Origin of the sequence: Dokdonella sp. (assembly GCF_019634775.1) — a bacterium.
Taxonomy (GTDB): Bacteria; Pseudomonadota; Gammaproteobacteria; order Xanthomonadales; family Rhodanobacteraceae; genus Dokdonella.
The window spans coordinates 1,991,320-2,005,028 of the sequence record NZ_JAHCAS010000001.1; the positions used below are offsets into that span (position 1 = coordinate 1,991,320).

General features: G+C 62.4%; 13 protein-coding genes. 9 read left to right on the plus strand and 4 right to left on the minus strand.

All coding sequences use genetic code 11. The annotated features are described in order from the left end of the window. Positions 1-101 precede the first annotated feature (101 nt). Entirely contained in the window at positions 102-1,085 is a 984-nt protein-coding gene (locus KF907_RS08585; protein WP_291219764.1) for an aspartyl/asparaginyl beta-hydroxylase domain-containing protein, read from the plus strand. A gap of 64 nt (positions 1,086-1,149) precedes the next feature. On the opposite strand, the gene KF907_RS08590 is transcribed toward KF907_RS08585, so the two are convergent. Continuing rightward, positions 1,150-2,253, minus strand: a complete 1,104-nt coding sequence (locus tag KF907_RS08590) for a PilT/PilU family type 4a pilus ATPase (RefSeq protein WP_291219766.1) — start codon at positions 2,251-2,253, stop codon at positions 1,150-1,152. Positions 2,254-2,391: 138 nt separating this feature from the next. On the opposite strand from KF907_RS08590, the gene KF907_RS08595 reads away from it, so the two are divergent. From KF907_RS08595 to KF907_RS08630, 8 genes are all read left to right on the plus strand, one after another. Continuing rightward, on the plus strand, positions 2,392-2,739 hold the full coding sequence (locus tag KF907_RS08595; RefSeq protein WP_291219767.1) for a DUF4398 domain-containing protein: 348 nt from the start codon (positions 2,392-2,394) through the stop codon (positions 2,737-2,739). Then, positions 2,736-3,704, plus strand: a complete 969-nt coding sequence (locus KF907_RS08600; protein ID WP_291219769.1) for an OmpA family protein — start codon at positions 2,736-2,738, stop codon at positions 3,702-3,704. The genes KF907_RS08595 and KF907_RS08600 overlap by 4 nt, the downstream gene beginning before the upstream one ends. A 383-nt stretch (positions 3,705-4,087) precedes the next feature. After that, positions 4,088-4,309 (plus strand): YdcH family protein, encoded by a 222-nt coding sequence (locus tag KF907_RS08605; protein ID WP_291219771.1) that lies wholly within the window; start codon positions 4,088-4,090, stop codon positions 4,307-4,309. Positions 4,310-4,484: 175 nt separating this feature from the next. Continuing rightward, the gene (locus tag KF907_RS08610) at positions 4,485-5,855 is read left to right on the plus strand and encodes a pyridoxal-phosphate dependent enzyme (RefSeq protein WP_291219773.1); all 1,371 of its coding nucleotides are present in this window, start codon (positions 4,485-4,487) and stop codon (positions 5,853-5,855) included. Beyond that, a complete protein-coding gene (locus KF907_RS08615; protein WP_291219774.1) occupies positions 5,852-6,823 on the plus strand; it encodes a class I SAM-dependent methyltransferase in 972 nt (323 codons plus the stop codon). The genes KF907_RS08610 and KF907_RS08615 overlap by 4 nt, the downstream gene beginning before the upstream one ends. A 31-nt stretch (positions 6,824-6,854) precedes the next feature. Further along, complete coding sequence (locus KF907_RS08620) at positions 6,855-8,015, plus strand: trans-sulfuration enzyme family protein (protein WP_291219776.1); 1,161 nt, start codon at positions 6,855-6,857, stop codon at positions 8,013-8,015. Positions 8,016-8,110: 95 nt separating this feature from the next. After that, positions 8,111-9,811 (plus strand): hypothetical protein, encoded by a 1,701-nt coding sequence (locus KF907_RS08625; RefSeq protein WP_291219778.1) that lies wholly within the window; start codon positions 8,111-8,113, stop codon positions 9,809-9,811. Positions 9,812-10,148: 337 nt separating this feature from the next. After that, the gene (locus KF907_RS08630) at positions 10,149-10,901 is read left to right on the plus strand and encodes a class I SAM-dependent methyltransferase (protein WP_291219779.1); all 753 of its coding nucleotides are present in this window, start codon (positions 10,149-10,151) and stop codon (positions 10,899-10,901) included. 4 nt (positions 10,902-10,905) lie between these two features. Here the strand turns inward: KF907_RS08630 and KF907_RS08635 are convergent, their stop codons facing one another. From KF907_RS08635 to KF907_RS08645, 3 genes are all read right to left on the minus strand, one after another. Further along, positions 10,906-11,328 carry a GtrA family protein gene (locus KF907_RS08635; RefSeq protein ID WP_291219781.1) on the minus strand — a complete coding sequence of 141 codons (423 nt, stop codon included), beginning with the start codon at positions 11,326-11,328 and terminating at the stop codon, positions 10,906-10,908. Continuing rightward, on the minus strand, positions 11,325-12,296 hold the full coding sequence (locus KF907_RS08640) for a glycosyltransferase family 2 protein (RefSeq protein ID WP_291219783.1): 972 nt from the start codon (positions 12,294-12,296) through the stop codon (positions 11,325-11,327). The genes KF907_RS08635 and KF907_RS08640 overlap by 4 nt, the downstream gene beginning before the upstream one ends. Positions 12,297-12,547: 251 nt before the next feature. Continuing rightward, positions 12,548-13,489 carry an NAD-dependent epimerase/dehydratase family protein gene (locus KF907_RS08645; RefSeq protein ID WP_291219784.1) on the minus strand — a complete coding sequence of 314 codons (942 nt, stop codon included), beginning with the start codon at positions 13,487-13,489 and terminating at the stop codon, positions 12,548-12,550. Positions 13,490-13,709 lie beyond the last annotated feature (220 nt).

A 13,709-nucleotide genomic window follows, 5' to 3' on the forward strand; every position in this document is an offset into this window, starting at 1 on the left:
ACCCGCTGGAAGTCAGATCTTTGAGTCGGCCTCGTGTGGGCGGGCCAAACATGTGCTTGCTATGATGCGAGCCAAGTCAGAGCGTGGTTCGCCGACAGGCCATGAAACTCCAGGTTCCGTTCCTCCAACTGCCCGTGTCCTTCGATGCGCCTGCGCTTGCGGCCGAGATTGAGGCGCTCGGCGAATCGGCATGGCGCCCGCACCCGCAGGGGTTCCCCGGCAATTCGGCAATGCCGCTGATTGCCGAGAACGGAAACCCGCAGAGCGATTCCGTGCGCGGCAGGATGCGCCCGACGCCCCAGCTCGAACGCTGTCCGTACCTCAAGCAGGTTCTGGCGACGATCGGCGGCGTGTGGGGCCGCAGCCGGCTGATGCGCCTGTCGGGCCAGGCGGAAGTCACGGCCCATGTCGATATCGATTACTACTGGCGCGACCACATGCGCGTGCACGTGCCGATCATCACCCAACCGGATGTGAGCTTTCATTGCGGCGAGGATTCGGTGCACATGGGAGCGGGCGAGTGCTGGATCTTTGATACCTGGAATCTGCACCGTGTCGTCAACTCGACCGACGCGGCCCGCGTTCATCTCGTCGCTGATTCGGTGGGGGGGCCGGGACTGTGGAACCTCATCGCTTCTGGACGCCCCCATACGGTGAATCTCCCTGGTTGGCGACCGCAGCACGTTGCCCCTGGCGTCGTGCCGGCGGCGCTTCGTCTCGAATCCTTCAACGTGCCATCGGTGATGACGCCTTGGGAGATCCAGGACCAGTTGTCCTTCGTCCTCGGCGAAGTGTCGCAGCATCCAGCGTTGGCAGCGCTGCATCAGTTGGCGGGACATTTTCACCGCCATTGGCGCTCGCTGTGGGCAGCCTACGGCGATTCGGGCGACGGGCTGGCCGAGTATCGGGAAGCACTGCAGTTGTTCGCCACGGAAATGCGTCGTCTCGGCGCGGGTGTGCGATTGCGCAACGGTACGTTGCTGCTCCAGGCAATCAGCAGCCTGGTCATCGACGTCGCCCTGAGCGAAGCGGACAAGCCAATGCTCGCCGACGAGCGCTCGGCTTCGTTTGCGCAGGCGATGTAGGGCGGCGGGAGCCGCGCCGAAAACCGCCTGCGAACACGGGCATTCCGGGGGCGACCCGGCTGCCTCAGAAATGCGCGCTTTCGAACCCTTCGTCCAGCGGCGTCTCGCCGCCCTCGGCGAGACGGATCTTGAGTGCCAGGCCGTCGCGCGAATCGGCCTTCGAAAGTGCTTCCTCGAGTTCGATCTTGCCTTCCTTGTAGAGCGCGTATAGGGCCTGGTCGAAGGTCTGCATGCCTTCCTGCAGGCTGCGGTCCATGGCTTCCTTCATTTCATGGATCTGGCCGCGACGGATCATGTCGCGGATCAGCGGCGTGTTGAGCAGGACCTCGACCGCCGGCAGGCGGCGCCCGTCCTTGCCCATGACGAGGCGCTGCGAGATCACGGCACGCAGATTCAGCGCGAGGTTCATCAGGATGTTGCGATGGGCCGATTCGGGGAAGAAATTGAGGATGCGCTCCAGGGTCTGGTCGGCGTTGTTGGAGTGCAGCGTGGCGAGGCAGAGGTGGCCGGTTTCAGAGAACGAGATCGCCGCTTCCATCGTTTCGGCATCGCGGATCTCGCCGATCAGGATCACGTCGGGCGCCTCGCGCATCGCGTTCTTGAGCGCCTCGTGATAGCTGTGCGTGTCGAGACCGACCTCGCGCTGGTTCACCACCGACTTCTTGTGCCGGTACAGGTATTCAATCGGGTCCTCGACGGTCAGGATGTGCCCGGAGGTGTTGGCGTTGCGCTGGTCGATCATTGCCGCCAGTGTGGTCGACTTGCCCGAACCGGTCGCGCCGACCACCAGGATCAGCCCTCGCGGCTCCATGATGAGTTCCTTGAACAGCGGCGGCAGGCGCAACTGTTCGATCGTCGGAATCTCGCTCTTGATCGCGCGGATGACCATGCCGACTTCGCCGCGCTGCTTGAACACGTTGATGCGGAAACGCCCGGCATCCTTGACCGCGATTGCCATGTTCAGCTCGAGCGCGCGCTCGAACTGCGGCACCTGGCCTTCGTCCATCAGCGAATAGGCGATCTTCTTGACCATGCCGCCCGGCAGGCCCGTGTTGCCGAGTGGATAGAGCTTGCCCTCGACCTTGATGTTCACCGGGGCGCCGGTTGTAAGGAACATGTCCGACGCGCCTTTTTCGGTCATCAGCTTCAGGAAATAGCCGATATCCATCAGTACGATTCCCCCCGTGCGACGCGTGCGGCGGCTGCGTCGTTGCCAAAAGTGCCGTCGAGTTCGGACAATAGGCCGTACCCGTTCGTACAGAGCGCGTTTATGACACCAAGTCGCCCGAAAATCCATGCGGCGGTCGTGATTTTGCTTTTCGCCGTATCGACAGCCTGGGCCGCCAAGCGGCCACCACCGGATCTGCTTGGCCCGGCCCAGTCGCAGTTGCGCGCGGCACGCACCGAGGGTGCCTCGACCTATGCGCCGCTGGAACTGCGTTTTGCCGAGGAACGCCTCGATCAGGCCCAGGTTGCCGTCGATGAGCGCGACTATGCGCTCGCCAGCCGACTGGCCGCGGAATCGGCGGTCAACAGCGAACTCGCCACGCTCAAGGCGCGCCTCGGCAAACGCCGCGAAGCTGTGGAGGAACTGAAGCGGCGGAACGAGGAGGTCGCGCGCACGCTGCACATGACCGGGGAGGGGGAGCAATGAGATGCGGACTCGGTGCCCTGTTCGTGTGTCTCGCGCTCATCGTCCACAGCGCGCCGGCCGCGGCTCGTGATGTCGACCACGAGAGGCTCACACGCAGTCTGGTCCAACTCGAGGCTGATGCAAAGCTCGCCCCCCATGCCAGCAGCGAGATTGCCGCCGCGCGCGTGGCGCTGGCCGACCTGCTCCAGAACCGCCGCGGCAAGAAGCGCGTGCACGCTCTCTACATGGCTGAACACCGGGTCGACATCGCTTGGGCTGCAGCCCAGGTAGGCGATCTCGACCAGCAGCATCGGGAACTCCAGCGCGAACACGATCGCCTGCTTGTACTGGCCGCGCGCCAAGAGGCAGAGCAGGCGCGGCGCGAGCTCGAACACCAGCACTTGCGGGCGCAGATCCAGGCCGAGGAGGCGGAGCGCGCCGCGCGCGAGGCCGAGGAGGCACGCCAGCGCGAGGAAGAGGCCACTGCATCGGCGAAGCAGGAAGTCGAACAATCGCGGCGCCTGCTGGACGCGCAGGCGCACGAGGCGGAGCTGAGTCGCAAGGAGGCCGAGCTCGCGCGCGAGCTGGCCGATGCCGCGATGCGCACGCGGCTTGAGAACCAGTCGCCGCAGCCGGTCGCCGATGGCTTGCAGATGACGATCGATGACGAAGCGTTCGGCACTGGGCGGGCAACCCTGCGTCCGGCAGCACGCAAGGCGCTCGGCGGCATCGTCACCTTTGTCAATCGCGAGCCGGCGAAATCGATCCGCATCGAGGGGCATGCCGATGCGAGCGGAAGGGTCGAGGCGAATCGTGCCCTGTCGCTGAAGCGCGCGGAATCGGTGCGCGATGCCCTGGTCGCGGCCGGAGTCAATGCCGCGCGGATCAGCGTGGTCGGCCATGGTTCCGACCACCCCCTGGCTTCGAATGACAGCGCTGATGGTCGAGCCAAGAATCGCAGAGTGGTCGTTATTCTCCTTGAATAACAAGAGCTTACGAGTTAAATCCATATTCTGTTGCGAATCGCGGGGCAAAGGAGTAGCTTCACTCCCCCATGCGATCCGGGGTTTCTCTGGCCTGCATGGGACAAGCCCAGCCCATGAGCTCAGTACCTGCCGCCGTGGATCCGCCGTCACCTCCCGATGGGACGGGGTTTCATGGTCGGGTGCCTGGCAGTGGCGCCCCAGCCGTGTCGCCGACCTTCATGGTCCCCGCGTCGCACGCACTGTGCTTTGAGGCCGGGCTGGCCCGAATCCCGTCCGGGCCATTTCGCGTCATGTTCCATCGTCCCGCACCTTCACGGTGCGACGTCCCAGCGACGTCGCACCGTGGGGGCTGCGCTTTTTTCCACCGAGAGGAGGTCAGGTCGATGTTCGAGCAGCACGATCAGGAAGCCGTTGAATCCCTGATGCACCGCGATGTCGAGTTTCGCCAGTTGTTCCACAAGCACCGCGAGCTGGACAGCAAGGTGCGCAACGCCGAACTCGGCGTGCTGCCGCTGGACGATGTGACCCTGCACACCCTCAAGAAGGAAAAGCTGCGCGCCAAGGACCGCCTGACGCACATGTGGGAAACGCGTCGGCAGGCGTAGCCAGTCCCCGATTGCGTGCGGTTGCTTTCGTAGGAGCCCGTTTACGGGCGATTGGTACGCGCTCCGAATGCGAGGAAGCATCGCCCTTGAAGGGGCTCCTACAGCCGCTCCTACGGAAAATCGCTGGTTGCAGGCTGGGTTATCATCCGCGGGTTTCCCGCCGCGCGGAGTCCGCATGCCCGTCCACAACAGCGTGCTTGAACTGATCGGCAACACACCGATGGTTCGGGCGCAGCGTCTCGATACCGGCTGCTGCGAGCTTTTCCTCAAGCTCGAGTGCGCCAATCCCGGTGGTTCGATCAAGGACCGCATCGGCCTCAGCATGATCGAGGCCGCCGAGCGCGCCGGCCGCATCAAGCCTGGTGACACCCTCGTCGAGGGCACCGCCGGCAACACCGGCATCGGCCTCGCCTTGGTCGCCCAGCAGAAAGGCTATCGCCTCATCCTCGTCGTGCCCGACAAGATGAGCCGCGAGAAGATCTTCAATCTCAAGGCGATGGGTGCGGAAGTCGTGCTGACCCGCTCCGATGTCGCCAAGGGGCACCCGGAGTACTACCAGGATCTCGCCGCCCGCCTCGCCGAGGAAACGCCCGGCGCGTACTTCATCAACCAGTTCGGCAATCCGGACAACCCACTCGCACACGAACGCACCACTGGTCCCGAGATCCTCACGCAACTCGATGGCCGCGTCGATGCGGTCGTGTTCGGCTGCGGCTCGTCCGGCACGATGACCGGGCTCTCGCGTTTCTTCGCCGAGCATTCGCCGCAGACCGAATTCATCCTCGCCGATCCGGTCGGCTCGATCCTCGCCCAGTACATCAACGAGGGCGTGCTTTCCGACAAGTCGGCGAGTTGGATGGTCGAAGGCATCGGCGAGGACTTCTTGCCGTCGATCAGCGACTTCACGCGCGTGAAGAAGGCCTATGCCATCGGCGACAAGGAAAGCTTCCTCACCGCCCGTGAGCTTCTGGAGAAGGAAGGCGTGCTCGGTGGCTCCTCGACCGGCACCCTGCTCGCCGCCGCTCTGAAATACTGCCGCGAGCAGACCTCGCCGAAGCGTGTCGTCACGCTCGTCTGCGACACCGGCAACAAATACCTGTCGAAGATGTACAACGACTACTGGATGCTCGACAACGGCTTCATCGAACGCGAGCACCACGGCGACCTGCGTGACCTCATCCTGCGCCCCTACTCGCGCCGGGATACCGTGATCGTGTCGCCCAAGGATCTGCTCGTCACCGCTTACAACCGCATGAAGCTCTACGACGTCTCGCAGCTTCCGGTCATGGACGGCGATGCCATCGTCGGCATCCTCGACGAATCCGACGTGCTCATGCACGTCTACGGTGACGAAGCCAAGTTCCGCGATCCCGTCTCGACCGCCATGGTCAGCCGCCTCGAGAAACTAGACGTGAAATCCCCGATCGAAGCCCTGCTGCCGGTGTTCGACGCGGGGCATGTCGCCATCATCATGGATGGCGAGAGGTTTCTCGGGTTGATCACGCGAATTGATCTGCTGAATTATTTGCGGAGGAGGGTGCAGTGAGCGGTGTGATTGGTAGGCTTCTGCGTGCGCTACGATCACCTTCGCAGACCATGGATGCGTCCTGTTCTACGGGCCTGTTGGATCCACGCAGCTTCCAACCGGCCTTGGTTTACCCGGATGGATTCGGGCGTCACGCGCTGCTTGATGCACTCACCGCAGTATCGATTGGCAACAGTACCCGCGGCGAGCTGCGGGCGTACGCGGAGGGCGATTTCGAGCGATTCCTGCGAACTCTGGATCTGTTCCCGGCTGGTGTTTCTGGTCGTCTTCTCGAGGTCGGGGCCAACCCCTACTTCACCACGTTGCTGCTGCGCCGTTTCCGGCCGGGGCTTGAGCTTTCATTCGTCAACTATTTTGGGCCAGGAGCCTCGTCCGGAACGCAAACGCTCGTATTCCCCGGTTTCGACGGAACCGAAGAGACGATCGATCTGCCGTTCGAAAATGTCAACGTAGAGGCGGAACAGTTGCCCTACGAGGCAGCATCGTTCGATTACGTCATATTTTGCGAGGTGCTGGAGCACATGACGAATGAGCCGGTGGCGGCTCTGCTGGAACTGAAACGTGTATTGAAACCCGGCGGTACCATGGTGCTCACAACACCCAACGCGGCCAGACTCGAGAACGTGATTGCGTTCATCGAAGGTCGCAACATGTACGACCAGTACTCCGGCTACGGCCCATACGGTCGTCACAACCGGGAATATACGCGGCACGAACTCCACATGCTGATGGAGCACTGTGGGTTCGATGTCGAGATCAGCTACACCGCGAACGTCCATCCCGATCTCCCACCACAGGTCGTCGATCCGGGGATGATCGCTGCGGTTCTCCGGCAGGTTCCCAACCGGGAGCATGATCTCGGACAGTACCTTTTCACCCGGTGGGTCAATTCGCGTGCCGCGAAGCAGGGGTTGCCGCGTTGGTTGTACCGGAGTCATCCCGAGCATCGAATGGAAACCGTGCAATAACCCCTTCCAGGAATGATCCAGTGAGTTCGACATGAAGAAGAATGTGAGAACGGGGCTTGGCACCCGCGCGATCCACGCCGGTCAATCACCAGACCCCTCCACCGGCGCGATCATGGTGCCGATCTACGCGACCTCGACCTACGTGCAGGAAAGCCCGGGCGTGCACAAGGGGTACGAGTACTCGCGCACGCAGAATCCGACGCGCATGGCCTACGAGCGCTGCGTTGCCGATCTCGAAGGTGGTCGTCAGGGCTATGCCTTCGCCTCGGGACTGGCTGCGGCGGCCACCGTGCTCGACCTGCTCGACTCGGGCAGCCATGTCATCGCGATGGACGATCTCTACGGTGGTACCTATCGCCTGTTCGAGCGCGTTCGCCGCCGCTCGGCCGGGCTCGATTTCAGCTTCATCGACCTCAACGACAAGGATGCGCTGAAGGCGGCGCTGCGCCCGGACACGCGCATGATCTGGGCAGAGACGCCGACCAATCCGATGCTGAAGCTGGTCGATCTCGCCAGGATCGGTGCCTTCGCGCGCAAGCACGGCCTGATCCTCGTCGTCGACAACACCTTCTGCTCGCCGATGCTGCAGCGCCCGCTCGAACACGGCGCGCATCTGGTCCTGCATTCGGCGACCAAGTACCTCAACGGCCATTCCGACATGGTCGGTGGTGTTGTTGTTGCGGGCGACGATGCGGAACTCGCCGAGAAGATGGCCTTCCTGCAGAACTCGGTTGGCGCCGTCGCCGGCCCGTTTGATGCCTTCCTCGCCATGCGCGGCCTCAAGACCCTGCACCTGCGCATGCGCGCGCATTGCGAAGGCGCACTCGAGATCGCGCGTTGGTTGGAGAAGCATCCTGCAATCGAGCGAGTCATCTATCCGGGCCTTAAGTCGCACCCGCAACACGCCTTGGCCAAGCGCCAGATGGATGGTTTCGGCGGCATCATTTCCGTGGAAGTGAAGGGTGGCCTGCGCAAGGCGCGTCGCATGCTCGAACGCTGCCACCTGTTTGCGTTGGCGGAGTCGCTCGGCGGTGTGGAAAGCCTGATCGAGCATCCGGCGATCATGACGCATGCATCGGTACCGGCGGCGAATCGCAAGCGGCTAGGTATCAGTGACGGCCTGATTCGTCTCTCAGTGGGCGTCGAAGACGTGATTGATCTCCGCCGGGAACTTGCGGCTGCATTGGCATAGGTCGTGCTATCACTGTGAATCAGGATTCAATCCAATCCTCGGAAGGACGGCTGTCACCTCAGATATCGCGCAAGATCGCGTCGCCCCTGTCGACCATGGCCATGGTCGAGCGTGCGGCGACGTGGCTGGCGGCCGCATGTGCTTTCGTGGCACAGATCCTGTACGCCGTGCATTTCTACAAGCCGCATTTCCAGAGCGATGACGCGGTTCTGAACATGCTTGCTGAAGCCATGTGGGAGCAGGGCACCCTGCTGCCGCGTGGATGGATCACGAACAACGGCGACCTGATGGTGCCGTCTGGCGCCATCCTCCTGGCGCCACTGCTTTCGTGGATTCCGAACGGGTTCCATGCACACGCCATCGTGGGTGTCTTCGCCATCGTCGTGATGTTGTTGGCGTTCGTCTGGTTCCTCCAGCAGCGGATACACGATGTCTCGATCCTGGCGGCTGCCACGGCGGTCTGCCTGTCCGGATTGTCCTGGTACTGCGCGCACGCGATATATCAGCAGACGACCTACCTTTGGTGGCCGGCAGGCTTCTTCGTTGGGGCTGCTTTGATATGGAAATCATGGCGGGCCCGACCGGATAGAAATGCGTCCCGTTGGTGCGGCATCGCCCTGTTTCTGCTGGTCGCCATCATCTGTTTCGCCAACCCCGCGCGTACGGTCATCATGTTCGTCCTGCCCCTGTACGCGTTTGACCGGGCACTCGCTTTGTCGAATGGCACCAATCCAGGTGGTTTGGCAAAGCACTGGCTGCATCGTTTCGGCGTCGGGGATGGCTCTTCGTCCATTGCGCTCGGCCTGGGCTTTGTCACTTCCGCAGCAGGATACGCCTGGCTGACGTATTCGGGGCGTGTGGAGACATTGCACAGCGCGTCGGGACTGCACTGGGCGGGATGGGGTTCCGTTGCAATGCATGCCCGACTGTTCCTGGAAGGCTGGTTTCCCCTGCTTGGGTTTGGTCCGAATCGAGTCGGCCTGGAGTCCGGCTACTTCGCCGTGGTTATGGAATGGGGGCGCTTGTTGCTTGCCCTGTGGCTTACCTGGGTGGCCGTACACGAGACGCTGACCGTCCGTCGGCAGCAGGATCCATTCCGCCGCGCTTTGACGTACGCCTTTCTGGCGGCCTTCCTGCCGATTCTCGCGCTATACGTTTTCCTGGCACCGCTTGCGGTTGACGTGTCGACGATGCGGTACTTCATCGTGCCGCTGTTCATCCTGCTCGCACTGGCTGCGGTGCGCGTAGCATACGCGCCGTCTCGAAATGACCGGGCATTCCAGGTCGCGATAGTCATCGTCTGTCTGGTGGTGAGCCAGACATCGATGCAGCGTTTCGTCTTTCATGCAAACCAACCCATCTCCGATTTCTGGCACATCAATCCATCAGCACACATGCAACTCGCAGATACGCTCAAACTGGAAGGGCTCAAGTGGGGCTATGCGACATGGTGGAATGCGGGCGCCACGACCGTCGCGTCGGAAGGGGAGGTCAGGGTGAATCCCGTCATCTTGGCAGATGGGCAGGTTCGACCGTTCCCTTTTATGGTGCAGAAGGCATGGTACGACCCATCCAGTTGGCGTGGCGAGACTTTTCTTGTCCTTGATGCGACCGAAGGAAGCGAGGAAACCCTGCGTGGGATGCGGGCATCGCTGGGTGCACCGAGTCGCGTCGTCGAGGCTCCGTTTCACAAGATCTTCGTCTATGACCACAACATACTCGGCTGCGATCAGGGGCGGCCCATGTCACAAAGGACCGGTTCCGGCGCGGTAGGCTTCTGTACTGCACGGGACTGACGCGGACGGCGGTGTGCGTAGGGCTGATCAACCTCACCCACAACCTGCGGCGGTTGATGACGAAGCACCGGATAGCGGCAGGAATCGCATGAAAAGGCGGGAGAAACAGGCAGAAAACACCCGCCGGCATCAAGAATCAGGTGTCGCCCGCGTTCATGACTCCGTTCGCCGCCCTGTGCGGTGAGGCCGCTACGTGTGGAAACTCGAACTTCGATCGCATGGGTGGTGCTGGGTGAGTTCTTCAAACTGCTCTCTTGCTTCTTCTTCATGGCTCCATCCTCTCAAAGGAGAGAGCCTCCGGAAAAGGCGGGGCGGTTCACAAGAGAGGTTGGGGTCTATGCCGAACAATCGTCGCCTTCGCGATGGCGAACACGCTTCACCTTCGAGCAAAGGCAATCGCTGGGCCAGCGACGCCTACCCGGATCGTTACCGTGACGACGTCAATGCCTCGATCGGCTTCGCCGGAGTGGATATGGACATGTTCACGCGTGGCAAGGTCGAGGACCTGGTCAAGCTGATCGATCGCGTGGCGCGGATGCCGGCGTCTCGTGCCGAATGCCTCGATATCGGTTGTGGCGTGGGCGTCATGCATCCCATGCTGCACGGGAAGGTTGCCCGTCTTTCCGGTGTCGATGTGTCCGAGGATGCGGTCCGCGATGCATCGTCGGCACATCCGCAAGTCAACTACGAGGTGCAGCGCAACGACCGCTTGCCGTTTGCCGACGCGAGCTTTGATGTCTGCTCGACTGTCTGCGTCATGCACCACGTCCCGCCTGCACAATGGCGGCACTTCGTGGCCGAGGCGTATCGCGTCACGCGTCCCGGTGGCTTGTTTGCCGTCTACGAGCACAACCCGATCAATCCCCTGACGCGCGTGGCGGTCTGGCGTTGTCCGTTCGATCACGACGCGGTCCTGCTGCGTGCCGGTCAAACCAAGGCCCTGCTCCGCGAGGCGGGGTTCGAGATCGCCGAGACGCGTTACCTGTTCTTCACGCCGGTCGACGCGGCGTGGGCGCGACGGGTCGATGGTTTCCTTGGCTGGCTTCCGCTCGGGGCGCAGTACGTCGTCTGCGCGCGCAAGCCTGGTTGAGAGCTCAGCCCGCGCGCAGGATCCAGCGCGACAGCGCGAACGTGACCGGAATCGTCGCGACTACGGCGAAGCCGAGGGCGACCCATTCGGGCAGGCCGATCCATTCGACTGCAATCCGCAGCAGGACGAAGCTGACCAGGAATTGTGCGATGTAGACGAACGGGAAGCGGAGCGCTGAGCGGCGCTTGAACGGTTGGCGGAACACGAACGTCGAACTCAGCACGTAGGCCATGGCGATGCCGACTGCATAGCCGATCGTGTAGGCGAGTTCGTAGCGCATCCAGTTGAGCAGCAACAGGTAGATCGCATAGGCGACGATCGTGTTTGCGCCACCCATGACGAGAAAGCGCAGGAACTCGCTGACGATGCGGTGCAGTGGGCGTGACTGCGGCGAGGGTGAATCGGCCCGTTCGTGATCCGGATTCATGCCGGTGGCAGCGAGCGAGCCGCAGTCTGCCGCGTGCGGCTTTCGACGAGGTAGACCGGCTTGCGATAGGCGGCGCCCATGAGCCGGCCCACGTACTCGCCGACCACGCCGAGGATCAGCAACTGGACGCCGCAGGCGAACAGGATCACCGACATCAGCGACGTGTAGCCGGGGTTCGTAATGGACCCGGTGAACCAGGCGTGCACGACATACATCAGGTAGCCGAAGCTGGCCAGTGCGAGCGCCGCACCGCCGTAGCTGGCGAGGCGCAAGGGCAGCAGAGAGAATGTCACGAAGATGTTGACCGCGTGCGAGACGAGCTTGCGCAGGGTGTAGGTGCTTTCGCCATGCTCGCGCGTGCCGTGCGCAACCTCGACCGTGTGCACCGATGACGTCAGCCAAGACAGCATCCCGTCGACATAGGGCTTGCTCAGGCGGAAGCGCGGCAATTCGCGCGCCAGCGGGGCGTGGATCGCGCGGAACGAGGAGTAGTCCTCGTTGAGGTCAGGGAATGCGCGCTTGAGCGTGCGGCGCATCAGCTCCGAACTGAGGTTGCGATAGCCAGCATGGGTGCGCTTCGCGAACACGCCGTAAACGAGCGGTATCTCCTCGCTGCCGGCGGCGAGCAAGTCGGCAATCGCTTCGGGCGGATGTTCCAGATCGTCGTCCATCGTCACGATCCAGGCGCCGCGCGCCTGCTCGATGCCGCAGATCGTCGCCGCATGCTGGCCGAAGTTGCGGGACAAGCGGACGCCGACCACTTCGGGAAACTCGTCGGCTAGCGCGCGGATGGCCGGCCAGGCTTCGACCTGGCCGCGGTCGTCGACGAGGATCAACTCGAAGGTTTTTCCGGCGGCAACCATCGCCGCCGCGACGCGTTGGCGCAACTCGGGCAGCGCGCATGTCCCGCCGTAGACAGGAACGACAATGGATGCGTCCAAGGCGTTGGACTCTGACGGATTCTTCATGGGGACTCGGTATGGAAAACGGTGAGGCTCGATCAGAGTGGCAGGAATGACGCTACTCGAATCGGATGCTGTACAGCATGATGCCAAGTTGCCTTGCATCGATACTGAGACCCAACGCCTCCGGGCTTTTCGCATCAGGTGTCGAGATGCTCTACGTAAGCACAGTATCGCCGGAGTCGGGGACGTCCAGCACGGTCATGTGCCGAGGATTCTCCATCGAATAGTGGACAACTGTCGATGCACGGGGCGGTTCACAGCCTTTGCTCTCCAGCATTTCGGAGTATCCAGTCCCAAGTCTGCGTCAGTCCATCGCGTAGCGAAATGCGCGGGGTCCAACCAGTTGCGGACGTGAGCGCCGCATGTGTAGGAGAGACATGCGGAACATCGATTCCGCGAGGTGGAAGGTACTCGGTCTGGATGCCCCGCCTACTGACAAGTTTACACATTTCGACCAGTTCGTTGATGGACAAGACTTCTCCGCTGGAAACATTGAAGACGTCGTGCACGCCGCGACGGGGGGCGGCGAAAACGGCGGCAACGGCGGATGCCAGGTCGTCTATGTAAAGGAAATCGCGCACGCTCGATCCATCGCCCCAAATCTGGAAGGTACTTGCGTCAAGCGCGCGCTGGAAGAGGGTGGGGACGATCGCAAAGCCCTTGGTCTTGTTTTGACCGGGTCCATAAGGATTGGTTGGCCGGAGAATGGTGGTCGTCCAGCTTGTCGTGCGTGAGCACGCATGCAACAGCGCCTCTGCCGCGACTTTTCCTGCGCCGTAGTACGATCTGGGACGCAGCGGCGTCGATTCGTTCGCGCCTCGTGCGCCATCGCCGTATACAGTTCCGCCAGAGGAAAGATAGACCAGGTGCCGAGCCGGGAACTCGGTTGCACACTCCAGGAGTCTGGATAGCGGAAGCAGATTCCCGAGTATCTCGAGCGACGGTTCGTTCGCGGATGTCCCGGGTGTCGTGATGCTTGCCGAGTACACAATATGCCTGCATTCGCGCAGGACTTCGCGAAGAAGGCCGGAATCCTCTATCGAACCTCTTATGCGGACCACGCCATTCTCGCGCGATTCGTTCTCAGAGCGCCCGAGTGCGAAGATGGTCGCCCCATTCCTGCAAAGATGACGGGTGATCGCGGAGCCGATGAACCCGGCTGATCCCAGGACCAAGGTATTCTCGGTCGGTTTCATGGGGAGGAGGCTTCGCTGGTCGAGGTCATGCATGCCCGGTACGACACAGGAATGAGCAAATCGCAGCGCTATGCGGGCCGTGCACTCGTGTTCTGTCACGTCCCCACCATCTGCGCGAGGCGTGCGCGGTGCACGAGAGCAGTTCGAATCAGTGGGGAGTCTGCGCCCGGGGGAAGGCCCCGACATCGCATGCAGGCCCCCTGTACACAATCGAAAGATG

Bases quoted from the DNA above. Each gene is read 5' to 3' on its own strand.
- KF907_RS08635 (WP_291219781.1), bottom strand. From the start codon at position 11,328: ATGAATCCGGATCACGAACGGGCCGATTCACCCTCGCCGCAGTCACGC.
- KF907_RS08585 (WP_291219764.1), top strand. From the start codon at position 102: ATGAAACTCCAGGTTCCGTTCCTCCAACTGCCCGTGTCCTTCGATGCG.
- KF907_RS08610 (WP_291219773.1), top strand. From the start codon at position 4,485: ATGCCCGTCCACAACAGCGTGCTTGAACTGATCGGCAACACACCGATG.
- KF907_RS08625 (WP_291219778.1), top strand. From the start codon at position 8,111: ATGGCCATGGTCGAGCGTGCGGCGACGTGGCTGGCGGCCGCATGTGCT.
- KF907_RS08605 (WP_291219771.1), top strand. From the start codon at position 4,088: ATGTTCGAGCAGCACGATCAGGAAGCCGTTGAATCCCTGATGCACCGC.
- KF907_RS08640 (WP_291219783.1), bottom strand. From the start codon at position 12,296: ATGAAGAATCCGTCAGAGTCCAACGCCTTGGACGCATCCATTGTCGTT.
- KF907_RS08600 (WP_291219769.1), top strand. From the start codon at position 2,736: ATGAGATGCGGACTCGGTGCCCTGTTCGTGTGTCTCGCGCTCATCGTC.
- KF907_RS08645 (WP_291219784.1), bottom strand. From the start codon at position 13,489: ATGAAACCGACCGAGAATACCTTGGTCCTGGGATCAGCCGGGTTCATC.
- KF907_RS08590 (WP_291219766.1), bottom strand. From the start codon at position 2,253: ATGGATATCGGCTATTTCCTGAAGCTGATGACCGAAAAAGGCGCGTCG.
- KF907_RS08630 (WP_291219779.1), top strand. From the start codon at position 10,149: ATGCCGAACAATCGTCGCCTTCGCGATGGCGAACACGCTTCACCTTCG.
- KF907_RS08620 (WP_291219776.1), top strand. From the start codon at position 6,855: ATGAAGAAGAATGTGAGAACGGGGCTTGGCACCCGCGCGATCCACGCC.